This is a genomic window from Escherichia sp. WS547 (assembly GCF_046486065.1).
Classification (GTDB): domain Bacteria; phylum Pseudomonadota; class Gammaproteobacteria; order Enterobacterales; family Enterobacteriaceae; genus Escherichia; species Escherichia coli.
The window spans coordinates 218,087-241,963 of sequence record NZ_JBJQMA010000001.1 but is presented as its reverse complement, the minus strand read 5'-3'; the positions used below and the strand labels follow the sequence as shown (position 1 = coordinate 241,963).

Below are 23,877 nucleotides of genomic sequence, written 5' to 3'. Positions count from 1 at the left end.
CTGGAGGAATACGTGGATAAAATTTTCGTTGATGAAGCAGTAAATGAGCTGCAAACCATTCAGGACATGTTGCGCTGGTCGGTGAGCCGCTTCAGCGCGGCGAATATCTGGTACGGCCACGGCACTGACAACCCGTGGGATGAAGCCGTGCAACTGGTGTTGCCTTCACTCTACCTGCCGCTGGATATCCCGGAAGATATGCGCACCGCGCGTCTGACCTCCAGCGAAAAACACCGTATTGTTGAGCGCGTGATCCGCCGCGTCAATGAACGCATTCCGGTGGCTTACCTGACTAACAAAGCGTGGTTCTGCGGTCATGAATTTTACGTCGATGAACGTGTGCTGGTGCCGCGCTCGCCGATTGGTGAATTGATCAACAATAAATTTGCCGGACTTATCAGCAAGCAACCGCAGCATATTTTAGATATGTGTACCGGTAGCGGCTGCATCGCCATTGCCTGTGCTTATGCCTTCCCGGATGCGGAAGTTGACGCGGTGGATATCTCTCCCGACGCGCTGGCGGTTGCTGAACAGAACATCGAAGAACACGGTCTGATCCACAACGTCATTCCGATTCGCTCTGATCTGTTCCGTGATTTACCGAAAGTGCAGTACGACCTGATTGTCACTAACCCGCCGTATGTCGATGCGGAAGATATGTCCGACCTGCCAAACGAATACCGTCACGAGCCGGAACTGGGCCTAGCATCTGGCACCGACGGCCTGAAACTGACGCGTCGCATTCTCGGAAACGCGGCAGATTACCTCGCTGATGATGGCGTGCTGATTTGTGAAGTGGGCAACAGCATGGTACATCTTATGGAACAATATCCGGATGTTCCGTTCACCTGGCTGGAGTTTGATAACGGCGGCGATGGTGTGTTTATGCTCACCAAAGAGCAGCTGCTGGCGGCCCGTGAACATTTCGCGATTTATAAAGATTAAGTAAACACGCAAACACAACAATAACGGAGCCGTGATGGCTGGAAACACAATTGGACAACTCTTTCGCGTAACCACCTTCGGCGAATCGCACGGGCTGGCGCTCGGCTGCATCGTCGATGGTGTTCCGCCAGGCATTCCGCTGACGGAAGCGGACCTGCAACATGACCTTGATCGTCGTCGCCCTGGGACATCGCGCTACACCACCCAGCGTCGTGAGCCGGATCAGGTCAAAATTCTCTCCGGTGTTTTTGAAGGCGTTACTACCGGCACCAGCATTGGCTTGTTGATCGAAAATACCGACCAGCGTTCTCAGGATTACAGCGCCATTAAAGACGTTTTCCGTCCAGGCCATGCCGATTACACCTACGAACAAAAATACGGTCTGCGCGATTATCGCGGCGGCGGGCGCTCTTCCGCTCGTGAAACCGCCATGCGCGTGGCGGCAGGGGCGATTGCAAAAAAATATCTCGCCGAGAAATTTGGCATTGAGATTCGCGGCTGCCTGACCCAGATGGGTGACATTCCGCTGGAAATCAAAGACTGGTCGCAGGTCGAGCAAAATCCGTTTTTCTGCCCGGACCCGGACAAAATCGACGCGTTAGATGAACTGATGCGCGCGCTGAAAAAAGAGGGCGACTCCATCGGCGCGAAAGTCACCGTTGTTGCCAGTGGCGTCCCCGCCGGACTTGGCGAGCCGGTCTTTGACCGCCTGGATGCCGACATCGCCCATGCGCTGATGAGCATCAATGCGGTGAAAGGCGTAGAAATTGGTGATGGTTTTGACGTGGTGGCGCTGCGTGGCAGCCAGAACCGCGACGAAATCACTAAAGACGGTTTCCAGAGCAACCATGCAGGCGGCATTCTTGGCGGCATCAGCAGCGGGCAGCAAATCATTGCCCATATGGCGCTGAAGCCAACCTCCAGCATTACCGTGCCAGGGCGTACCATTAACCGCTTTGGCGAAGAAGTTGAGATGATCACCAAAGGCCGTCACGATCCTTGTGTTGGGATCCGTGCGGTGCCGATCGCAGAAGCGATGCTGGCGATCGTTTTGATGGATCACCTGTTACGGCAACGGGCGCAAAATGCCGATGTGAAGACTGATATTCCACGCTGGTAAAAAATGAACAAAACCGCGATTGCGCTGCTGGCCCTGCTTGCCAGTAGCGCCAGCCTGGCAGCGACGCCGTGGCAAAAAATAACCCAACCTGTGCCGGGTAGCGCACAATCGATAGGCAGTTTTTCTAATGGTTGTATCGTCGGCGCTGACACGCTGCCGATACAGTCCGAACATTATCAGGTCATGCGTACCGATCAGCGTCGCTATTTCGGACATCCGGATCTGGTGATGTTTATCCAGCGTCTGAGTAGCCAGGTGAGCAATCTGAGCTTGGGCACGGTGCTGATTGGCGATATGGGGATGCCTGCTGGTGGTCGTTTCAACGGCGGTCACGCCAGCCACCAGACCGGACTGGATGTGGACATCTTCCTGCAACTGCCAAAAACACGCTGGACCTCCGCGCAGCTCTTGCGCCCGCAAGCGTTAGATTTAGTTTCCCGCGACGGTAAACACGTTGTCCCGACGCTGTGGAAGCCGGAAATTTTCAGCTTGATCAAACTCGCCGCCCAGGACAAAGACGTCACACGCATTTTTGTTAATCCGGCGATTAAACAACAACTTTGCCTTGATGCGGGCACCGATCGCGACTGGTTGCGCAAAGTGCGACCCTGGTTCCAGCATCGCGCGCATATGCATGTACGATTACGTTGTCCTGCCGATAGTCTGGAGTGTGAAGATCAACCTTTACCGCCACCGGGCGATGGTTGCGGGGCAGAACTGCAAAGCTGGTTTGAACCTCCAAAACCGGGAACAACAAAGCCTGAGAAGAAGACACCGCCTCCGTTGCCGCCTTCCTGCCAGGCGCTACTGGATGAGCACGTGATCTAATGGAAACGTTTAATAGCCTGTTTATGGTTTCCCCGCTGTTGCTGGGAGTTCTCTTTTTTGTCGCCATGCTGGCGGGATTTATCGACTCGATTGCCGGTGGCGGTGGGTTACTCACTATTCCGGCATTGATGGCGGCGGGGATGTCTCCCGCTAACGCGCTGGCAACCAATAAACTGCAAGCCTGCGGCGGCTCTATTTCCGCCACTATCTACTTTATTCGCCGCAAAGTGGTTAGTTTAAGCGATCAGAAACTCAATATCGCCATGACCTTTGTCGGCTCAATGAGCGGCGCATTGCTGGTGCAGTATGTTCAGGCTGATGTCTTACGGCAGATTTTGCCCATTCTGGTGATTTGTATCGGCCTCTATTTCTTGCTGATGCCAAAGCTGGGTGAAGAAGATCGCCAGCGCCGGATGTACGGTTTACCCTTCGCGTTAATTGCCGGTGGCTGCGTCGGTTTTTATGACGGCTTCTTTGGTCCGGCAGCGGGATCGTTTTACGCGCTGGCCTTTGTTACGCTGTGCGGATTCAACCTCGCCAAAGCCACGGCTCACGCCAAATTACTCAACGCAACGTCAAATATCGGCGGTTTACTGCTGTTTATTCTCGGTGGCAAAGTGATTTGGGCGACAGGATTCGTGATGCTGGTGGGGCAGTTCCTCGGCGCGCGCATGGGTTCACGACTGGTGTTGAGCAAAGGACAAAAGCTGATCCGCCCGATGATTGTTATTGTCTCAGCGGTGATGAGTGCCAAATTACTTTACGATAGCCACGGACAGGAGATCCTCCACTGGTTGGGGATTAACTAATGAACAGTACACACCACTATGAGCAGTTGATTGAAATTTTTAATAGCTGCTTTGCCGATGATTTTAATACCCGTCTGATTAAAGGCGACGACGAACCGATCTATCTTCCTGCTGATGCGGAAGTACCGTATAACCGAATCGTCTTTGCTCATGGCTTTTATGCCAGCGCAATTCATGAGATTTCGCACTGGTGTATTGCCGGGAAAGCGCGCCGTGAGCTGGTTGATTTCGGCTACTGGTATTGCCCGGACGGACGCGATGCCCAAACGCAAAGCCAGTTTGAAGATGTTGAAGTGAAGCCGCAGGCGTTCGACTGGTTGTTCTGTGTGGCGGCGGGATATCCGTTTAATGTTAGCTGCGACAATCTGGAAGGGGATTTCGAACCGGACCGCGTGGTATTTCAACGGCGGGTACATGCACAGGTGATGGATTATCTGGAAAACGGCATTCCTGAACGCCCGGCACGCTTCATTAAAGCATTACAAAATTATTATCACACGCCGGAACTTACGGCGGAACAGTTCCCGTGGCCGGAAGCGCTCAACTAAAGCCAGCGCCACGTTTTACAATGAGGAAAGAAGATGATCGCGGAGTTTGAATCACGCATTCTGGCATTAATCGACGGTATGGTTGACCATGCCAGTGATGATGAGTTGTTTGCCAGTGGGTATTTGCGTGGCCACCTGACATTAGCCATCGCAGAACTGGAAAGTGGTGATGACCACTCCGCCCAGGCGGTACATACAACCGTTAGCCAGAGTCTGGAAAAAGCCATTGGTGCCGGTGAGTTGTCGCCGCGTGACCAGGCGCTGGTGACTGATATGTGGGAAAACCTGTTTCAGCAGGCGTCACAGCAGTAAGTAATGTGCCGGATAAGGCGTTCACGCCGCATCCGGCAAACACTGCCAAAGGAGATTACCCCGCCTTAACCGCTTTACCCTTCAACAATTTCCGCACCCATAACCGATTCGGATTTAACGCCGCCAGCGTACTGGCATCCATCGGAATCGGTTCGTTGCTCATCTGCGCCGCCAGAATCTCGGCACACAGCGGGGCAGAGCACAAACCGCGCGAACCTAAAGCAGCAAACATAAAGAGATCGTCATAAACCGGCGCGCTTACCGCTTCATCTTTCTTCTCCGCCAGCGACGCATATTCCACGAGTGTTGCCTCATAATCGGGAACATTGCCTACCATTGGCAGATGATCGCGAGTGGCACAACGCACACCGCAGCGCGCCTCTTTATCACTGACATCAACCTCTTTTGCCCACTGTGCCTGCGGGAAACAATCAATCAACCGCTGGCGATTCTGCTGCTGATCGTCCTCACTGTACGCCGTATCTTCGCTGCCGCGATGATAACTGGCACCAATACAATGGTGCTGATTCGCCGGATTTTGTGGCGTGAGATAACCGTCATAGCACAGCACCTGTTTCAGTTTTGCCAGTTCCGGCGTTGTCGGAATATGGCTGACCTGTCCGGCAACCGAATACACTGGCAGAGTCGATGTTTGGCTGAAACCGCTGATTTGATGCCCGTTCGCCAGTACCACTACATTGTGTGTTGCTTGCTGATCTCCTGCAAAATTCAGCAACCAACAGTCATCCTTACGGGATAAATCCTGCAACTGATATTGATAATGAATCTGTAAACCTTGCTGTTGCGCTAGTTCCAGCACATTACGGGTTAGTTCTGCCGGACACAGCCAGCCACCTTCCGGATAAGTAATACCGCTGCAATTTGTCGTAACGCCCGTAATTTGTTCAACCGCATTTGCCTCAACGGCTACAGCCAGTTCTTCGGGTAAATCCATCGACAGCATCTGTGCGATTTTATGCTGGCTTTTCTCATCCCAGCCTAACTGCGTGACGCCGCACCAGTCATGATCAAATTTAACGGGTAATTGGTCGTAAAACTGACGAGCAAAAGTAAACGCATTAGAGAAAAAGCGGTTCAGCGCCTCATCGTGTTTACTTAAGAGCGGATACAGCGCCCCCTGGCGATTGCCGGAAGCACCCAGTGCGGGGGCCTCATCCGCGCAATAAAGTGTTACCTGCCAGCCGCGACGCAATAGCGCCAGCGACAACAACGCGCTGGCAATACCACCGCCGATAATCGCCGCTTCCCGTTTGCTGCTGCCCGTACGGTTAAACCACGGCGCGGAGCAGGGGAGCGGTAATGTCTGTTCCATCACCCCACATAGCATTTCCCGTTTACGCCCAAAGCCCTTACGTTTTTGCATCGTGAATCCGGCGTCCTGCAAACCGCGGCGGACAAAACCGGCAGACGTAAATGTCGCCAGCGTACCGCCCGGACGCGCCAGCCGGGCCATGGCGTTAAACAGATTTTGCGTCCACATATCCGGGTTTTTCGCTGGCGCAAAGCCGTCCAGAAACCAGGCATCTACTTTTTGATTTAGCGAATCGTCCAGTTTGCTGGTCAGTTCATTAATATCGCCAAACCATAAATCCAGCGTCACGCGGCCTTCATCGAGTAATAAACGATGGCAACCGGGCAAGGGCATTGGCCACTGCGCCTGAAGTTGTTCTGCCCACGGAGCCAGTTCCGGCCAGTGTTGATGCGCTAAGGCTAAATCCGCACGGGTGAGGGGAAATTTCTCAAAACTAATGAAATGTAAGCGTTGTAATTGCGCTTGCGGATGTGCTTCGCGAAACTGATCAAATGCCTGCCATAGCGTCAGGAAGTTTAATCCGGTGCCGAAGCCGCTCTCTGCTACCACAAACAGAGGATGTGGATGCTCAGGAAAGCGTGCCTCTAATTGGTTACCTCCGAGAAAAACATAGCGTGTCTCTTCCAGTCCGTTATCGTTGGAAAAATAGACATCGTCAAAATCTCGGGAAACAGGTGTACCCTCAGCATTAAATTCGAGGTTGGCAGGTTGTATGGAGTAGTGTTTCACGTAAGTTACTCGTCTTACAGGCGGTGGCTCGATCTTAGCGATGTGTGTCAGGCTGCGCAAATTTCTCTATTAATTGGCTGATCGGACTTGTTCGGCGTACAAGTGTACGCTATTGTGCATTCGAAACTTACTCTATGTGCGACTTACAGAGGTATTGAATGAAACGTGCAGTGATTACTGGCCTGGGCATTGTTTCCAGCATCGGTAATAACCAGCAGGAAGTCCTGGCATCTCTGCGTGAAGGACGTTCAGGGATCACTTTCTCTCAGGAGCTGAAGGATTCCGGCATGCGTAGCCACGTCTGGGGCAACGTAAAACTGGATACCACTGGCCTCATTGACCGCAAAGTTGTGCGCTTTATGAGCGACGCATCCATTTATGCATTCCTTTCTATGGAGCAGGCAATTGCAGATGCTGGCCTCTCCCCGGAAGCTTACCAGAATAACCCGCGCGTTGGCCTGATTGCAGGTTCCGGCGGCGGTTCCCCGCGTTTTCAGGTGTTCGGCGCTGACGCAATGCGCGGCCCGCGCGGCCTGAAAGCGGTAGGCCCGTATGTGGTCACCAAAGCGATGGCATCCGGCGTTTCTGCCTGCCTCGCCACGCCGTTTAAGATTCACGGCGTTAACTACTCCATCAGCTCCGCGTGTGCGACTTCCGCACACTGTATCGGTAACGCAGTAGAGCAGATCCAACTGGGCAAACAGGACATCGTGTTTGCTGGCGGCGGCGAAGAGCTGTGCTGGGAAATGGCTTGCGAATTCGACGCGATGGGTGCGCTGTCTACCAAATACAACGACACCCCGGAAAAAGCCTCCCGTACTTATGACGCTCACCGTGACGGTTTTGTTATCGCTGGCGGCGGCGGTATGGTGGTGGTCGAAGAACTGGAACACGCGTTGGCACGTGGTGCTCATATCTACGCTGAAATCGTTGGCTACGGCGCAACGTCTGATGGCGCAGACATGGTTGCTCCGTCTGGCGAAGGCGCAGTGCGCTGCATGAAGATGGCGATGCACGGTGTTGATACCCCAATCGACTACCTGAACTCTCACGGTACTTCGACTCCGGTTGGCGACGTGAAAGAGCTGGCGGCTATCCGTGAAGTATTCGGCGATAAGAGCCCGGCGATTTCTGCAACCAAAGCAATGACCGGTCACTCTCTGGGCGCTGCTGGCGTACAGGAAGCTATCTACTCTCTGCTGATGCTGGAACACGGCTTTATCGCCCCGAGCATCAACATTGAAGAGCTGGACGAGCAGGCTGCGGGTCTGAACATCGTGACCGAAACGACCGATCGCGAACTGACCACCGTTATGTCTAACAGCTTCGGCTTCGGCGGCACCAACGCCACGCTGGTAATGCGCAAGCTGAAAGATTAATTCGCAGTAGGCCGGAGTAGGTCGGATAAGACGCGCCAGCGTCGCATCCAACATTACGCGCCAATGCGGCATCCGACACTAACGCAAAAGGGAACCTGATGGTTCCCTTTTTCACATTATTGACAATCGCCGCCTGTTCCAGGCAAACTTCCCGCTTTGTCGATTTCCTTCTGAAAAGACGTACGCGTTAAATCCTGCCAACGCACCGTAACCCTGAAAACCAGAGAGATGAGACGGGGAGACTCCTCGCCTTGCGCTGCATTCTGGAGTAATGCATGACTGCTGTAAGCCAAACCGAAACACGATCTTCTGCCAATTTTTCGCTCTTCCGCATCGCTTTTGCGGTTTTTCTCACCTACATGACCGTAGGGCTGCCGTTGCCGGTTATCCCGCTGTTTGTTCATCATGAACTGGGCTATGGCAACACCATGGTCGGGATTGCCGTCGGCATTCAGTTTCTGGCTACGGTGCTGACGCGTGGCTATGCCGGGCGACTGGCCGATCAATATGGCGCAAAACGTTCGGCGCTTCAGGGGATGTTAGCTTGTGGTCTGGCTGGCGGCGCGCTGCTGTTGGCGGCGATTTTGCCCGTCTCCGCACCGTTCAAATTTGCCCTGTTGGTCGTCGGGCGTTTGATTCTTGGCTTTGGTGAAAGCCAGTTACTGACGGGCGCTCTGACCTGGGGATTAGGCATCGTTGGGCCAAAACATTCCGGCAAAGTGATGTCATGGAACGGAATGGCGATTTACGGTGCCCTCGCTGTTGGTGCGCCGCTTGGCCTGTTGATTCATAGCCATTACGGTTTTGCCGCACTGGCGCTCACCACAATGGCATTACCCTTACTGGCGTGGGCCTGTAACGGCACAGTGCGCAAAGTACCGGCCCTGGCGGGAGAACGTCCATCGCTGTGGAGTGTTGTCGGGCTTATCTGGAAACCTGGGTTAGGTCTGGCACTACAAGGCGTTGGTTTTGCGGTTATCGGGACTTTCGTTTCGCTCTACTTTGCCAGCAAAGGATGGGCGATGGCGGGCTTTACTCTTACCGCGTTTGGCGGCGCATTTGTCGTGATGCGTGTCATGTTTGGCTGGATGCCGGACCGTTTTGGCGGCGTGAAAGTGGCGATTGTCTCTCTGCTTGTAGAAACGGTGGGCTTGTTGCTGCTCTGGCAAGCCCCTGGTGCGTGGGTCGCATTAGCGGGCGCGGCGTTAACCGGAGCCGGATGTTCGCTTATCTTTCCTGCGCTGGGCGTGGAGGTGGTTAAACGCGTCCCCTCACAAGTTCGCGGCACCGCATTGGGCGGTTACGCCGCGTTTCAGGATATCGCCCTCGGCGTCTCCGGGCCGCTGGCGGGAATGCTGGCGACCACGTTTGGTTACTCTTCGGTATTTCTTGCCGGGGCGATCTCTGCGGTGCTGGGAATTATTGTCACGATACTGTCGTTTCGTCGGGGTTAACGAACCAGCCAGACCAGCATCAGGATAATCGCGACTAACAGTATCCACAGCGCGGGACGCGTTGCCATATTTTGCAACGTGTCCATCATCGGTGGAAAAGGATTAAGCAGCGGTTGCATATCACGCGGATCAATCCCTTTAACCCGCCGTTGATAAAGCTGATTAAGAATATCCTCGGCCTGGGCTGAAGAAAGCGATGATTGCGCAGAAAGACCATATTTTTGCTGGATATATGCCGATAACGCCGCCAGTTCACTGGCATCTAAAGGTTGTTTCAGCGCCATCTGTAGTGATTCCAGCGTCGGCGTATTTTGCTGGCTTAGCGTCTGACGCGCCTGCAGCCAGGTCACCAGATGGTTAAACAGTTTCGCTGGAATTAACTCACCATCTTTCACCCCGGAAAGTTCCAGCATCGATTGCCAGATCTGCTTGCTGGGTTCTCCCGTTGCCGCCGCAAGTTTGGTCACCAGCTGTTTGAGCGCATTGTGCTCCGCCGGTAATAACGGACGGTCGGTCGCCTCGCGCTGCTGAGGTTGCGGAATAACCATCTTCCCTTCCTGCAACAGGGTGAGAATGGTCTTTAATTGCTCCGGTGAGAGCTGATTCAGCGGCGTCTGACCAAAGTTATGACGGATATAATCCGTGACCGCCTGACGATTATTCCCCAGACGTAAATACTCCCCTAATTGCGCTAAAAGCTGGCGGGCAGAATGGCTTTTTTGCGCGGCCAGCAGACGTTGCGCCAGATTGTGCTCAGCGGCAGGGAAGTGACGCGAAAGCAGCGGTGAATCTCCCGACAGACCAATATCGTGCCTGATACCCGCCCACAGTTCTGCTCTTTGCTGTTGCGTCAGTGAGGTCACTTTCGTCATTAAGCTTTCCAGCGAAGTACGTTGCTGACTGGATAAAGACTGATTGCCCGCGCCAGACGGCAGGTTATCTCCCTGACCTGGTGGTTGCCCAGGAGGAGGGCCGGAAATAGGTTGTATCATTACGTATCCTTATACCTGAAATCTTCGCAAGTATGCCTGGCCGCGAGATTATGGCACACTTGTCCGGTTAACTCTCGTCTCATACAGGTAACACAAACGTGAAAATCCTTGTTGATGAAAATATGCCTTATGCCCGCGACTTATTTAGCCGTTTGGGTGAGGTGACCGCGGTTCCCGGGCGTCCAATCCCCGTCGCTCAACTGGCAGACGCGGATGCGCTGATGGTGCGTTCGGTCACGAAAGTGAATGAATCTTTGCTGGCAGGAAAACCCATTAAATTTGTTGGCACTGCCACCGCGGGGACCGACCATGTCGATGAAGCGTGGTTAAAGCAGGCGGGAATTGGTTTTTCCGCGGCACCTGGCTGTAATGCGATTGCGGTGGTGGAATATGTTTTCTCCTCCCTGCTGATGCTTGCCGAACGCGATGGATTTTCACTGCGCGAGCGTACCGTGGGGATCGTGGGCGTTGGTAACGTTGGTCGGCGTTTACAGGCACGACTGGAAGCGTTAGGGATTAAAACCTTACTTTGCGATCCGCCTCGCGCCGACCGTGGGGATGAGGGTGATTTCCGCTCGCTGGATGAATTAGTTCAGCATGCGGATATTCTGACTTTCCATACGCCACTCTTTAAAGATGGTCCGTACAAAACGCTACATCTGGCGGATGAAAAACTGATCCGTAGCCTGAAGCCCGGAGCGATTCTGATTAACGCCTGCCGTGGCGCAGTCGTCGATAATACTGCCCTATTGACCTGTCTGAACGAAGGCCAGAAGTTAAGCGTAGTGCTGGATGTCTGGGAAGGCGAACCGGAACTCAACGTGGAATTGCTGAAAAAAGTGGATATCGGCACGCCGCATATCGCAGGCTATACCCTGGAAGGTAAAGCACGCGGTACTACGCAAGTGTTTGAAGCTTATAGCAAGTTTATTGGGCATGAACAACACGTTGCGCTGGATACGTTGCTGCCCGCGCCAGAGTTTGGCCGCATTACGCTGCATGGCCCGCTCGATCAACCGACGCTGAAAAGGCTGGTGCATTTGGTGTATGATGTGCGCCGCGATGACGCACCGCTGCGTAAAGTCGCCGGAATACCGGGTGAGTTCGATAAGCTGCGCAAAAACTATCTTGAGCGCCGTGAATGGTCATCTCTGTATGTAATTTGTGATGACGCCAGCGCGGCATCATTGCTGTGTAAACTGGGTTTTAACGCCGTTCATCATCCGGCACGTTAATCTCTTCTTCATGCTCTCTGCTGTAATATTGGCAGGGAGCTTTGCTATTTCTGGAGTAAACCACCATGTCTGAAGGCTGGAACATTGCCGTCCTGGGCGCAACTGGCGCTGTGGGCGAAGCCCTGCTTGAAACGCTGGCTGAACGTCAGTTCCCGGTTGGGGAAATTTATGCACTGGCACGTAACGAAAGCGCAGGCGAACAACTGCGCTTTGGTGGTAAGACAATCACCGTGCAGGATGCCGCTGAATTCGACTGGACGCAGGCGCAGCTGGCGTTTTTTGTCGCAGGCAAAGAAGCTACCGCTGCCTGGGTTGAAGAAGCGACCAACTCAGGTTGCCTGGTGATCGACAGCAGCGGATTGTTTGCTCTCGAACCCGACGTACCGCTGGTGGTGCCGGAAGTAAACCCGTTTGTACTGACCGATTACCGCAACCGGAATGTCATCGCCGTACCAGACAGTCTGACCAGTCAGCTGCTGGCGGCACTGAAACCGTTAATCGATCAGGGCGGTTTGTCGCGTATCAGCGTTACCAGCCTGATTTCAGCCTCCGCCCAGGGCAAAAAAGCGGTCGATGCGTTAGCGGGGCAGAGTGCTAAATTGCTCAACGGCATTCCGATTGATGAAGAAGATTTCTTCGGGCGTCAGCTGGCGTTCAACATGCTGCCGTTACTGCCGGATAGCGAAGGTAGCGTGCGTGAAGAACGTCGTATCGTTGACGAAGTACGCAAAATCCTGCAGGACGAAGGGCTGATGATTTCGGCAAGCGTCGTCCAGGCACCGGTATTCTACGGTCATGCCCAGATGGTCAACTTTGAAGCTCTGCGTCCGCTGGCGGCAGAAGAAGCGCGTGATGCGTTTGCTCAGGGCGAAGATATTGTGCTCTCTGAAGAGAACGAATTCCCGACTCAGGTGGGGGATGCTTCTGGTACGCCGCATCTTTCCGTTGGCTGCGTACGTAATGACTACGGTATGCCGGAGCAAGTTCAGTTCTGGTCGGTGGCCGATAACGTTCGCTTTGGCGGCGCGCTGATGGCAGTAAAAATCGCCGAGAAACTGGTGCAGGAGTATCTGTACTAATGTCCGACCAGCAACAACCGCCAGTTTATAAAATTGCGCTGGGCATTGAGTACGACGGCAGTAAGTATTACGGCTGGCAACGGCAGAACGAAGTCCGCAGTGTGCAGGAGAAGCTGGAAAAGGCGCTCTCCCAGGTGGCGAACGAACCGATCACCGTCTTCTGCGCCGGGCGTACTGACGCAGGTGTACACGGCACCGGGCAGGTTGTGCATTTCGAAACGACCGCGCAGCGCAAAGACGCTGCGTGGACGTTGGGCGTAAATGCGAATTTACCTGGTGACATCGCCGTGCGTTGGGTTAAAGCTGTACCTGATGATTTTCATGCCCGATTTAGCGCCACGGCTCGCCGTTATCGCTACATCATCTACAATCATCGGCTGCGCCCGGCGGTACTGAGTAAAGGGGTAACCCATTTTTACGAACCGCTGGACGCTGAACGGATGCATCGGGCCGCGCAATGCTTGCTGGGCGAGAATGATTTCACCTCGTTCCGTGCGGTGCAGTGCCAATCCCGAACCCCGTGGCGCAACGTTATGCATATTAATGTCACGCGTCACGGTCCTTATGTGGTGGTAGATATCAAAGCGAATGCCTTTGTACATCATATGGTCAGGAATATTGTCGGCAGCCTGATGGAAGTCGGTGCCCACAACCAGCCGGAGAGCTGGATAGCAGAGTTGCTGGCGGCAAAGGACAGAACGCTGGCGGCAGCAACGGCAAAAGCGGAAGGGCTGTATCTGGTCGCGGTGGATTACCCTGACCGGTATGATCTTCCAAAACCGCCAATGGGCCCGCTATTTCTGGCGGACTAACAAGAATAATGCTCGGAACATTTCAGGCTGTAGCCAACGTAGTTACAGCCTGAAAGATGACGAGTACAAGGCATAGGCTAATATGGACCTGATTTATTTCCTCATCGATTTTATCCTGCACATTGACGTGCATCTGGCAGAACTGGTCGCGGAGTATGGCGTCTGGGTTTATGCCATTTTGTTCTTAATTTTGTTCTGTGAAACCGGTTTGGTGGTAACGCCGTTTTTACCGGGTGATTCATTGCTGTTTGTTGCCGGTGCGTTGGCATCACTGGAAACCAACGATCTCAACGTCCATATGATGGTGGTGCTGATGCTGATCGCCGCGATTGTGGGTGACGCGGTGAACTACACCATTGGACGGTTATTTGGTGACAAACTGTTCAGTAATCCGGATTCGAAAATCTTTCGTCGCAGTTATCTTGATAAGACTCATCAGTTTTATGAGAAACATGGCGGCAAAACGATTATTCTCGCCCGTTTTGTGCCGATCGTCAGAACGTTCGCCCCGTTTGTTGCGGGAATGGGCCACATGTCGTACCGTCATTTCGCCGCTTATAACGTGATCGGCGCACTGTTGTGGGTACTGCTTTTTACCTACGCAGGCTATTTCTTCGGAACGCTCCCCTTCATTCAGAGCAACCTTAAACTGATGATTGTTGGCATTATTTTTGTTTCAATATTGCCAGGTGTTTTCGAATTTATTCGCCACAAACGCGCTGCGGCACGCGCCGCAAAATAAAAAGTAACTCCGCGGTTCGACCACTTTTTTATCCAAAGTTTCGGGCTGTTATGTTTTAATGTGCAACATTCATGGTCTGTTGGGGGCAAAAATGGCATTATGCGTCCCCAAAGATAAAACTGGCATCGAACCAGGTTCAGACAGAAAGGTCCCTAATGAGCTGGATTGAACGAATTAAAAGCAACATTACTCCCACCCGCAAGGCGAGCATTCCTGAAGGGGTGTGGACTAAGTGTGATAGCTGCGGTCAGGTTTTATACCGCGCTGAGCTGGAACGTAATCTTGAGGTCTGTCCGAAGTGTGACCATCACATGCGTATGACAGCGCGTAATCGCCTGCATAGCCTGTTAGATGAAGGAAGCCTTGTGGAGTTGGGTAGCGAGCTTGAGCCGAAAGATGTGCTGAAGTTTCGTGACTCCAAGAAGTATAAAGACCGTCTGGCATCTGCGCAGAAAGAAACCGGCGAAAAAGATGCGCTGGTGGTGATGAAAGGCACCCTGTATGGAATGCCGGTTGTCGCTGCGGCATTCGAGTTCGCCTTTATGGGCGGTTCCATGGGGTCTGTGGTAGGTGCACGTTTCGTGCGTGCCGTTGAGCAGGCGCTGGAAGATAACTGCCCACTGATCTGCTTCTCCGCCTCTGGTGGCGCACGTATGCAGGAAGCACTGATGTCGCTGATGCAGATGGCGAAAACCTCTGCGGCACTGGCAAAAATGCAGGAGCGCGGCTTGCCGTACATCTCCGTGCTGACCGACCCGACCATGGGCGGTGTTTCTGCAAGTTTCGCCATGCTGGGCGATCTCAACATCGCTGAACCGAAAGCGTTAATCGGCTTTGCCGGTCCGCGTGTTATCGAACAGACCGTTCGCGAAAAACTGCCGCCAGGATTCCAGCGCAGTGAATTCCTGATCGAGAAAGGCGCGATCGACATGATCGTCCGTCGTCCGGAAATGCGCCTGAAACTGGCGAGTATTCTGGCGAAGTTGATGAATCTGCCAGCGCCGAATCCTGAAGCGCCGCGTGAAGGCGTAGTGGTGCCACCGGTACCAGATCAGGAACCTGAGGCCTGATAACTGATAAGGGCAGGGCCACTGGCTCTGCCCTTTTGCTATTCTCACCGTAACGAATCAGCGGATACCATGATTATCAAACGCACTCCTCAAGCCGCGTCGCCTCTGGCTTCGTGGCTTTCTTATCTGGAAAACCTGCACAGTAAAACTATCGATCTCGGCCTTGAGCGCGTGAGCCAGGTCGCGGCGCGTCTTGGCGTTCTGAAACCAGCGCCATTTGTGTTTACCGTTGCGGGTACGAATGGCAAAGGCACCACCTGCCGTACGCTGGAGTCGATTCTGATGGCGGCAGGGTACAAAGTGGGCGTCTACAGTTCACCGCATCTGGTGCGTTATACCGAGCGCGTACGTGTGCAGGGGCAGGAATTGCCGGAATCGGCCCACACCGCCTCTTTTGCGGAGATTGAATCGGCACGCGGTGATATTTCCCTGACCTATTTCGAGTACGGTACGCTGTCGGCGTTGTGGCTGTTCAAACAGGCACAACTTGACGTGGTGATTCTGGAAGTAGGGCTGGGCGGTCGTCTGGACGCAACCAATATTGTCGATGCCGATGTTGCGGTAGTAACCAGCATTGCGCTGGATCATACCGACTGGCTGGGGCCAGATCGCGAAAGCATTGGTCGCGAGAAAGCAGGCATCTTCCGCAGCGAAAAACCGGCAATTGTCGGTGAGCCGGAAATGCCTTCTACCATTGCTGATGTGGCGCAGGAAAAAAGTGCACTGTTACAACGTCGGGGCGTTGAGTGGAACTATTCCGTCACCGATCATGACTGGGCGTTTAGCGATGCTCACGGCACGCTGGAAAATCTGCCGTTGCCGCTTGTCCCGCAACCGAATGCCGCAACGGCGCTGGCGGCACTGCGTGCCAGCGGGCTGGAGGTCAGTGAAAATGCCATTCGCGACGGGATTGCCAACGCAATTTTGCCGGGACGTTTCCAGATTGTGAGCGAGTCACCACGCGTTATTTTTGATGTCGCGCATAATCCACATGCGGCGGAATATCTCACCGGGCGTATGAAAGCGCTACCGAAAAACGGGCGCGTGCTGGCGGTTATCGGTATGCTACATGATAAAGATATTGCCGGAACTCTGGCCTGGTTGAAAAGCGTGGTTGATGACTGGTATTGTGCGCCACTGGAAGGGCCGCGCGGTGCCACGGCAGAACAACTGCTTGAGCATTTGGGTAACGGCAAATCATTTGATAGCGTGGCGCAGGCATGGGATGCCGCAATGGCGGACGCTAAAGCGGAAGATACCGTGCTGGTGTGTGGTTCGTTCCACACGGTCGCACATGTCATGGAAGTGATTGACGCGAGGAGAAGCGGTGGCAAGTAAGTTTCAGAATCGGTTAGTGGGCACGATCGTGCTGGTGGCGCTGGGGGTGATTGTACTTCCAGGGCTGCTGGACGGGCAGAAAAAACATTATCAGGATGAGTTCGCGGCTATCCCGCTGGTGCCAAAAGCGGGCGATCGCGATGAGCCTGATATGATGCCAGCCGCCACCCAGGCGCTGCCGACGCAGCCGCCGGAAGGCGCAGCGGAAGAGGTGCGGGCAGGTGATGCCGCAGCACCGTCGCTCGATCCGGCCACTATTGCAGCCAATAACACCGAGTTTGAACCGGAACCTGCACCGGTCGTCCCACCGAAGCCGAAACCGGTAGAGCCGCCGAAACCGAAGGTTGAAGCACCACCTGCGCCGAAGCCGGTCGTGGAAGAAAAAGCAGCGCCAACGGGTAAAGCCTATGTTGTACAACTGGGCGCACTGAAAAATGCCGATAAAGTGAATGAGATTGTCGGTAAGCTGCGCGGTGCCGGTTATCGGGTTTATACGTCGCCATCCACGCCAGTGCAGGGTAAAATTACTCGTATTCTGGTTGGGCCAGATGCCTCGAAAGATAAGCTGAAAGGTTCGCTGGGTGAGTTGAAGCAACTTTCTGGCTTAAGTGGCGTGGTAATGGGTTATACGCCGAATTAATACGGTCTTATCTGATGCGACGCTGGCGCGTCTTATCAGTCCTACGCAGGAGTAGAAACGTAGGTCGGATAAGGCGTTTACGCCGCATCCGACACGCATTGCCCGATGCCGCAAAGGCATAAAAAGTCGATGGCGTTGAATATTTTTTCAGCGCCATTTTTATTGATGCGTGGGAAGGAAATCCCTACGCAAACGTTTTCTTTTTCTGTTAGAATGCGCCCCGAACAGGATGACAGGGCGTAAAATCGTGGGACACATATGGTCTGGATTGATTACGCCATAATCGCGGTGATTGCTTTTTCCTCTCTGGTTAGCCTGATCCGCGGCTTTGTTCGTGAAGCGTTATCGCTGGTGACATGGGGTTGTGCTTTCTTTGTTGCCAGTCATTACTACACTTACCTGTCAGTCTGGTTTACGGGCTTTGAAGACGAACTGGTTCGAAATGGGATTGCCATCGCGGTACTGTTTATCGCTACCCTGATCGTTGGTGCTATCGTGAACTTCGTGATAGGCCAGTTGGTGGAGAAAACGGGGTTGTCAGGCACCGATCGGGTGCTGGGCGTCTGTTTCGGTGCGTTGCGCGGTGTGTTGATTGTTGCCGCCATTCTCTTCTTTCTCGACTCCTTTACCGGGGTGTCGAAAAGCGAAGACTGGAGCAAATCACAGCTGATCCCGCAGTTCAGTTTTATCATCAGATGGTTTTTTGATTATCTGCAAAGCTCGTCAAGTTTCTTGCCCAGAGCGTAAGTGCTCTGAGATGTGGCTTAACGAGGAAAAAGACGTATGTGCGGTATTGTCGGTATCGCCGGTGTTATGCCGGTTAACCAGTCGATTTATGATGCCTTAACGGTGCTTCAGCATCGCGGTCAGGATGCCGCCGGCATCATCACCATAGATGCCAATAACTGCTTCCGTTTGCGTAAAGCGAACGGGCTGGTGAGCGATGTATTTGAAGCTCGCCATATGCAGCGTTTGCAGGGCAATATGGGCATTGGTCATGTGCGTTACCCTACGGCTGGCAGCTCCAGCGCCTCTGAAGCGCAGCCGTTTTACGTTAACTCTCCGTATGGCATTACGCTTGCCCACAACGGCAATCTGACCAACGCTCACGAGTTGCGTAAAAAACTGTTTGAAGAAAAACGCCGCCACATCAATACCACTTCCGACTCGGAGATTCTGCTTAATATCTTCGCCAGCGAGCTGGACAACTTCCGCCACTACCCGCTGGAAGCCGACAATATTTTCGCTGCCATTGCTGCCACAAACCGCTTAATCCGCGGCGCGTATGCCTGTGTGGCGATGATTATCGGCCACGGTATGGTTGCTTTCCGCGATCCTAACGGTATTCGTCCGCTGGTACTGGGAAAACGTGATATTGACGAGAACCGCACAGAATATATGGTCGCTTCCGAAAGCGTTGCGCTCGATACACTAGGCTTTGATTTCCTGCGTGACGTCGCGCCGGGCGAAGCGATTTACATCACTGAAGAAGGGCAGTTGTTTACCCGTCAATGTGCTGACAATCCGGTCAGCAATCCGTGCCTGTTTGAGTATGTATACTTTGCTCGCCCGGACTCGTTCATCGACAAAATTTCCGTTTACAGCGCGCGTGTGAATATGGGCACGAAGCTGGGCGAGAAAATTGCCCGCGAATGGGAAGATCTGGATATCGACGTGGTGATCCCGATCCCGGAAACCTCGTGTGATATCGCGCTGGAAATTGCTCGTATTCTGGGCAAACCGTACCGTCAGGGCTTCGTTAAAAACCGCTATGTAGGCCGTACCTTCATCATGCCGGGTCAGCAACTGCGTCGTAAGTCCGTGCGCCGTAAACTGAACGCCAACCGCGCCGAGTTCCGCGATAAAAACGTCCTGCTGGTCGACGACTCCATCGTCCGTGGCACCACTTCTGAGCAGATTATCGAGATGGCACGCGAAGCCGGAGCGAAGAAAGTGTACCTCGCTTCTGCGGCACCGGAGATTCGCTTCCCGAACGTTTACGGTATCGATATGCCGAGCGCTACGGAGCTTATCGCTCACGGTCGCGAAGTAGATGAAATTCGCCAGATCATCGGTGCTGACGGGTTGATTTTCCAGGATCTGAACGATCTGATCGAAGCCGTTCGCGCTGAAAACCCGGATATTCAGCAGTTTGAGTGTTCGGTGTTCAACGGCGTCTACGTCACCAAAGATGTTGATCAGGGCTACCTCGATTTCCTCGATACGTTACGTAATGATGACGCCAAAGCAGTGCAACGTCAGAACGAAGTGGAAAATCTCGAAATGCATAACGAAGGATGATGCCTTCGCTCAGGGTGCCGGTCTGGCACCCTGACTTGCAACTCCCGCCGAAATCCTGCAAAGTCTGCCTGCAAGTCTGACAGGGCAACTATTTATGAAACGACTCATTGTAGGCATCAGCGGTGCCAGCGGCGCGATTTATGGCGTGCGCTTATTACAGGTTCTGCGCGATGTCGCAGATGTTGAAACGCATTTGGTGATGAGCCAGGCCGCGCGCCAGACCTTATCCCTCGAAACGGATTTTTCCCTGCGCGAAGTGCAGGCATCAGCCGATGTGACGCACGATGCGCGCGATATTGCTGCCAGCATTTCTTCCGGTTCTTTCCAGACACTGGGGATGGTGATTTTACCCTGTTCAATCAAAACCCTGTCCGGCATTGTCCATAGCTATACTGATGGCTTACTGACCCGTGCGGCAGATGTGGTGCTGAAAGAGCGTCGCCCGTTGGTGCTCTGCGTACGTGAAACACCATTGCACTTAGGCCATCTGCGTTTAATGACTCAGGCAGCAGAAATCGGTGCGGTGATTATGCCTCCCGTTCCGGCGTTTTATCATCGCCCGCAATCCCTTGATGATGTGATAAATCAGACGGTTAACCGTGTACTCGATCAATTCGCCATAACGCTTCCTGAAGATCTCTTTGCCCGCTGGCAGGGCGCATAACTCCGCTGTTGCCCTGTTTCAGGGCAATTTTGCAACCGCGATCAAATCCTCGACATTTTGTTCCTTTCGATGAATCGAAACGCTGCGATTCAACCGCCATACCTGCTATCTTCAACTTCAGGACAATAATGCAACGTCTTATTAACATGTTTAACGTTGAATGTTACTGCTGTCGTAAAGATGGCATAAGACCTGCATGAAAGAGCCTGCAAACACACAACACAATACACAACATAAAAAAGCCATTTTCACTTGAGGGTTATGTATGAAGAAGTCGATTCTCGCTCTGTCTTTGTTAGTCGGTCTCTCCGCAGCGGCTTCCAGCTATGCGGCGCTACCGGAGACAGTACGTATCGGAACTGATACCACCTATGCGCCGTTCTCATCGAAAGATGCCAAAGGTGACTTTGTTGGCTTTGATATCGATCTCGGTAACGAGATGTGCAAACGGATGCAGGTGAAATGTACCTGGGTTGCCAGTGACTTTGACGCGCTGATCCCCTCACTGAAAGCGAAAAAAATCGACGCCATTATTTCGTCGCTTTCCATTACCGATAAACGTCAGCAGGAGATTGCTTTCTCCGACAAGCTGTACGCCGCAGATTCTCGTTTGATTGCCGCCAAAGGTTCGCCGATTCAGCCAACGCTGGATTCACTGAAAGGTAAACATGTTGGTGTGCTGCAGGGATCAACCCAGGAAGCTTACGCTAACGAGACCTGGCGTAGCAAAGGTGTGGATGTGGTGGCCTATGCCAACCAGGATTTGGTCTATTCCGATCTGGCTGCAGGACGTCTGGATGCTGCGTTACAAGATGAAGTTGCTGCCAGCGAAGGATTCCTCAAGCAACCTGCTGGTAAAGACTTCGCCTTTGCTGGCTCATCAGTGAAAGACAAAAAATACTTCGGTGACGGCACCGGTGTAGGGCTACGTAAAGATGATGCGGAACTGACGGCGGCGTTTAATAAGGCGCTTGGCGAGCTGCGTCAGGACGGCACCTACGACAAGATGGCGAAAAAGTATTTTGACTTTAATGTCTACGGTGACTGATACGTCGCAGGGAAGCTGTACCTGATGGAATGATCATCATGGTGCACGGCAGGTTTGTTGCACTATCGTGGTGCATTGAAATGCATACTTAAGCATTTTTAATGAAAAATAATACGTCTAACGGGGCGGGATATTTTGCCTTGATGGTCAATTTTATGGCACGATAAGTGTAACAAACCTGTAAATATTCCCTATAAAAAGACTGTCAGTTGAGGACATTATGAAAAAACTGGTGCTATCGCTCTCTCTGGTTCTGGCCTTCTCCAGCGCAACTGTGGCGTTTGCTGCGATTCCGCAAAACATCCGCATCGGTACCGATCCGACCTATGCGCCATTTGAATCAAAAAATTCACAAGGTGAACTGGTTGGCTTCGATATCGATCTGGCAAAGGAGTTGTGCAAACGCATCAATACGCAATGTACGTTTGTCGAAAACCCACTGGATGCGTTAATCCCGTCCTTAAAAGCGAAGAAGATTGACGCCATCATGTCATCGCTTTCCATTACGGAAAAACGTCAGCAAGAAATAGCATTCACCGACAAACTATACGCAGCCGGTTCTCGTCTGGTGGTGGCGAAAAATTCCGACATTCAGCCGACAGTCGAATCGCTGAAAGGCAAACGGGTAGGCGTATTGCAGGGCACCACCCAGGAGACGTTCGGTAACGAACACTGGGCACCAAAAGGCATTGAAATCGTTTCTTATCAGGGGCAGGACAATATTTATTCTGACCTGACTGCCGGACGTATTGATGCCGCGTTCCAGGATGAGGTCGCAGCCAGCGAAGGTTTCCTCAAACAACCCGTCGGTAAAGATTACAAATTCGGTGGTCCGTCTGTTAAAGATGAAAAACTGTTTGGCGTAGGGACCGGCATGGGCCTGCGTAAAGAAGATAACGAACTGCGCGAGGCACTGAACAAAGCCTTTGCCGAAATGCGCGCTGACGGTACTTACGAGAAATTAGCGAAAAAGTACTTCGATTTTGATGTTTATGGTGGTTAATCGCCATCGGTGAAAGAAAGTCCGCTCCCTTCGGGTAACCGGAGGGAGACAAGAGGCGGTAATTCACCACACACGACAGGACAGGCAGCATGTTGTATGGGTTTTCAGGTGTTATTTTACAGGGTGCGCTCGTCACGCTGGAGCTGGCTATCAGCTCTGTAGTGCTCGCTGTAATCATCGGTTTAATTGGCGCTGGCGGTAAGCTCTCGCAAAATCGGCTTTCGGGGCTGATTTTCGAAGGGTACACCACGCTGATTCGAGGCGTGCCGGACTTGGTGTTGATGCTGCTAATTTTCTACGGTTTGCAGATTGCACTAAACACGGTGACGGAGGCGATGGGCGTCGGGCAGATTGATATCGATCCGATGGTCGCTGGTATTATTACTCTCGGTTTTATCTACGGTGCTTATTTTACCGAAACGTTCCGTGGCGCTTTTATGGCAGTGCCGAAAGGACATATAGAGGCGGCGACGGCGTTCGGTTTCACTCGTGGGCAAGTGTTTCGGCGGATCATGTTTCCGGCGATGATGCGTTACGCCCTGCCAGGCATTGGCAACAACTGGCAGGTGATCCTCAAATCTACCGCTCTGGTTTCGTTACTTGGCCTGGAAGATGTGGTCAAAGCCACGCAGCTGGCAGGCAAAAGTACCTGGGAACCGTTCTATTTCGCCATCGTCTGTGGCGTGATTTACCTGGTTTTCACCACTGTTTCCAATGGTGTGCTGCTGGTCCTTGAGCGCCGCTACTCCGTGGGTGTGAAGAGGGCTGACCTGTGATCGAAATCTTACATGAATACTGGAAACCGTTGTTGTGGACCGACGGTTATCGCTTTACTGGCGTGGCGATCACCCTGTGGCTGCTGATTTTGTCGGTAGTGATAGGCGGAGTTCTGGCGCTGTTTCTGGCGATTGGTCGTGTCTCCAGTAATAAATACATCCAGTTTCCAATCTGGTTATTTACCTATATTTTTCGCGGTACGCCGCTGTATGTTCAGTTGCTGGTGTTCTATTCCGGCATGTATACGCTGGAGATTGTTAAGGGGACCGAGTTTCTTAACGCCTTTTTTCGCAGTGGCCTGAACTGTACCGTGCTGGCGCTGACGCTTAACACCTGTGCTTACACCACCGAGATTTTTGCCGGAGCGATCCGTTCAGTGCCGCATGGGGAAATCGAAGCCGCCAGAGCCTATGGCTTCTCGACCTTTAAAATGTATCGCTGCATTATTTTGCCATCGGCGCTGCGTATTGCGTTACCGGCCTACAGCAACGAAGTGATCCTGATGCTGCACTCTACTGCGCTGGCTTTCACCGCTACTGTGCCGGATCTGCTGAAAATAGCCCGCGATATTAACGCCGCCACGTATCAACCTTTTACCGCCTTCGGCATTGCCGCGGTGCTCTATTTAATCATCTCTTATGTCCTGATCAGCCTCTTTCGCAGAGCGGAAAAACGCTGGTTGCAGCATGTGAAACCTTCTTCAACGCACTGAGAATACG

Annotated in this window: 24 protein-coding genes; 22 read left to right on the top strand and 2 right to left on the bottom strand. The window is 53.0% G+C overall.

Features of this window, described 5'->3' with window-relative positions:
- The first annotated feature begins 12 nt into the window (after window positions 1-12).
- The 6 genes from prmB to ACJHWK_RS01040 are packed head-to-tail and all read left to right on the top strand — an operon-like array spanning window position 13 to window position 4,562.
- Window positions 13-945, top strand: coding sequence for a 50S ribosomal protein L3 N(5)-glutamine methyltransferase (gene prmB, locus ACJHWK_RS01065; RefSeq protein ID WP_001309606.1), 933 nt, complete (start codon window positions 13-15; stop codon window positions 943-945).
- A 34-nt stretch (window positions 946-979) separates the two neighbouring features.
- Window positions 980-2,065 (top strand): chorismate synthase, encoded by a 1,086-nt coding sequence (gene aroC / locus ACJHWK_RS01060; RefSeq protein WP_001297933.1) that lies wholly within the window; start codon window positions 980-982, stop codon window positions 2,063-2,065.
- A gap of 3 nt (window positions 2,066-2,068) precedes the next feature.
- Complete coding sequence (gene mepA / locus ACJHWK_RS01055; protein WP_001043827.1) at window positions 2,069-2,893, top strand: penicillin-insensitive murein endopeptidase; 825 nt, start codon at window positions 2,069-2,071, stop codon at window positions 2,891-2,893.
- Window positions 2,893-3,702, top strand: a complete 810-nt coding sequence (locus tag ACJHWK_RS01050) for a sulfite exporter TauE/SafE family protein (protein ID WP_001520948.1) — start codon at window positions 2,893-2,895, stop codon at window positions 3,700-3,702. Before mepA ends, ACJHWK_RS01050 begins: the two co-directional genes overlap by 1 nt.
- The gene (gene epmC / locus ACJHWK_RS01045) at window positions 3,702-4,250 is read left to right on the top strand and encodes an elongation factor P hydroxylase (RefSeq protein ID WP_001089216.1); all 549 of its coding nucleotides are present in this window, start codon (window positions 3,702-3,704) and stop codon (window positions 4,248-4,250) included. Before ACJHWK_RS01050 ends, epmC begins: the two co-directional genes overlap by 1 nt.
- 33 nt (window positions 4,251-4,283) lie before the next feature.
- Window positions 4,284-4,562, top strand: coding sequence for a YfcL family protein (locus ACJHWK_RS01040; protein ID WP_000559764.1), 279 nt, complete (start codon window positions 4,284-4,286; stop codon window positions 4,560-4,562).
- Window positions 4,563-4,617: 55 nt separating this feature from the next.
- Here the strand turns inward: ACJHWK_RS01040 and mnmC are convergent, their stop codons facing one another.
- Window positions 4,618-6,624 carry a bifunctional tRNA (5-methylaminomethyl-2-thiouridine)(34)-methyltransferase MnmD/FAD-dependent 5-carboxymethylaminomethyl-2-thiouridine(34) oxidoreductase MnmC gene (gene mnmC / locus ACJHWK_RS01035; protein WP_001520946.1) on the bottom strand — a complete coding sequence of 669 codons (2,007 nt, stop codon included), beginning with the start codon at window positions 6,622-6,624 and terminating at the stop codon, window positions 4,618-4,620.
- A gap of 158 nt (window positions 6,625-6,782) precedes the next feature.
- Here mnmC and fabB point away from each other — a divergent pair, with 158 nt between their 5' ends.
- Window positions 6,783-8,003 (top strand): beta-ketoacyl-ACP synthase I, encoded by a 1,221-nt coding sequence (gene fabB / locus ACJHWK_RS01030; RefSeq protein ID WP_000817178.1) that lies wholly within the window; start codon window positions 6,783-6,785, stop codon window positions 8,001-8,003.
- Window positions 8,004-8,278: 275 nt separating this feature from the next.
- Complete coding sequence (locus ACJHWK_RS01025) at window positions 8,279-9,457, top strand: arabinose transporter (protein ID WP_000127789.1); 1,179 nt, start codon at window positions 8,279-8,281, stop codon at window positions 9,455-9,457.
- On the opposite strand, the gene flk is transcribed toward ACJHWK_RS01025, so the two are convergent.
- Complete coding sequence (gene flk / locus ACJHWK_RS01020; RefSeq protein WP_001520944.1) at window positions 9,454-10,449, bottom strand: flagella biosynthesis regulator Flk; 996 nt, start codon at window positions 10,447-10,449, stop codon at window positions 9,454-9,456. The genes ACJHWK_RS01025 and flk overlap by 4 nt on opposite strands.
- A gap of 98 nt (window positions 10,450-10,547) precedes the next feature.
- Here flk and pdxB point away from each other — a divergent pair, with 98 nt between their 5' ends.
- The 14 genes from pdxB to ACJHWK_RS00950 all read left to right on the top strand — a co-directional run bounded on the left by pdxB (window position 10,548) and on the right by ACJHWK_RS00950 (window position 23,870).
- Window positions 10,548-11,684, top strand: coding sequence for a 4-phosphoerythronate dehydrogenase PdxB (gene pdxB / locus ACJHWK_RS01015; RefSeq protein WP_000699144.1), 1,137 nt, complete (start codon window positions 10,548-10,550; stop codon window positions 11,682-11,684).
- A 65-nt stretch (window positions 11,685-11,749) separates the two neighbouring features.
- Window positions 11,750-12,763, top strand: coding sequence for an aspartate-semialdehyde dehydrogenase (locus tag ACJHWK_RS01010; RefSeq protein ID WP_001289165.1), 1,014 nt, complete (start codon window positions 11,750-11,752; stop codon window positions 12,761-12,763).
- On the top strand, window positions 12,763-13,575 hold the full coding sequence (gene truA / locus ACJHWK_RS01005; protein ID WP_001283590.1) for a tRNA pseudouridine(38-40) synthase TruA: 813 nt from the start codon (window positions 12,763-12,765) through the stop codon (window positions 13,573-13,575). Before ACJHWK_RS01010 ends, truA begins: the two co-directional genes overlap by 1 nt.
- Window positions 13,576-13,657: 82 nt before the next feature.
- On the top strand, window positions 13,658-14,317 hold the full coding sequence (locus ACJHWK_RS01000) for a DedA family protein (protein WP_001520941.1): 660 nt from the start codon (window positions 13,658-13,660) through the stop codon (window positions 14,315-14,317).
- A gap of 155 nt (window positions 14,318-14,472) precedes the next feature.
- On the top strand, window positions 14,473-15,387 hold the full coding sequence (gene accD, locus ACJHWK_RS00995; RefSeq protein WP_000118404.1) for an acetyl-CoA carboxylase, carboxyltransferase subunit beta: 915 nt from the start codon (window positions 14,473-14,475) through the stop codon (window positions 15,385-15,387).
- 69 nt (window positions 15,388-15,456) lie between these two features.
- Window positions 15,457-16,725, top strand: a complete 1,269-nt coding sequence (gene folC, locus ACJHWK_RS00990; protein ID WP_001520938.1) for a bifunctional tetrahydrofolate synthase/dihydrofolate synthase — start codon at window positions 15,457-15,459, stop codon at window positions 16,723-16,725.
- A complete protein-coding gene (dedD, locus tag ACJHWK_RS00985; RefSeq protein WP_000157005.1) occupies window positions 16,715-17,365 on the top strand; it encodes a cell division protein DedD in 651 nt (216 codons plus the stop codon). Before folC ends, dedD begins: the two co-directional genes overlap by 11 nt.
- A gap of 258 nt (window positions 17,366-17,623) precedes the next feature.
- Window positions 17,624-18,112: a colicin V production protein gene (cvpA, locus tag ACJHWK_RS00980; protein ID WP_000262113.1), complete on the top strand. Its 489-nt coding sequence runs from the start codon at window positions 17,624-17,626 to the stop codon at window positions 18,110-18,112.
- A gap of 36 nt (window positions 18,113-18,148) precedes the next feature.
- Window positions 18,149-19,666, top strand: a complete 1,518-nt coding sequence (purF, locus tag ACJHWK_RS00975) for an amidophosphoribosyltransferase (RefSeq protein WP_000334221.1) — start codon at window positions 18,149-18,151, stop codon at window positions 19,664-19,666.
- A 94-nt stretch (window positions 19,667-19,760) separates the two neighbouring features.
- Window positions 19,761-20,330 carry a flavin prenyltransferase UbiX gene (gene ubiX / locus ACJHWK_RS00970; protein WP_001520936.1) on the top strand — a complete coding sequence of 190 codons (570 nt, stop codon included), beginning with the start codon at window positions 19,761-19,763 and terminating at the stop codon, window positions 20,328-20,330.
- A 265-nt stretch (window positions 20,331-20,595) separates the two neighbouring features.
- On the top strand, window positions 20,596-21,378 hold the full coding sequence (argT, locus tag ACJHWK_RS00965; protein ID WP_000748261.1) for a lysine/arginine/ornithine ABC transporter substrate-binding protein ArgT: 783 nt from the start codon (window positions 20,596-20,598) through the stop codon (window positions 21,376-21,378).
- A gap of 220 nt (window positions 21,379-21,598) precedes the next feature.
- Window positions 21,599-22,381 carry a histidine ABC transporter substrate-binding protein HisJ gene (gene hisJ / locus ACJHWK_RS00960; RefSeq protein ID WP_170886225.1) on the top strand — a complete coding sequence of 261 codons (783 nt, stop codon included), beginning with the start codon at window positions 21,599-21,601 and terminating at the stop codon, window positions 22,379-22,381.
- A gap of 89 nt (window positions 22,382-22,470) precedes the next feature.
- A complete protein-coding gene (gene hisQ, locus ACJHWK_RS00955; protein ID WP_001520934.1) occupies window positions 22,471-23,157 on the top strand; it encodes a histidine ABC transporter permease HisQ in 687 nt (228 codons plus the stop codon).
- The gene (locus ACJHWK_RS00950) at window positions 23,154-23,870 is read left to right on the top strand and encodes an ABC transporter permease (protein WP_000569958.1); all 717 of its coding nucleotides are present in this window, start codon (window positions 23,154-23,156) and stop codon (window positions 23,868-23,870) included. The genes hisQ and ACJHWK_RS00950 overlap by 4 nt, the downstream gene beginning before the upstream one ends.
- Window positions 23,871-23,877: the final 7 nt, after the last annotated feature.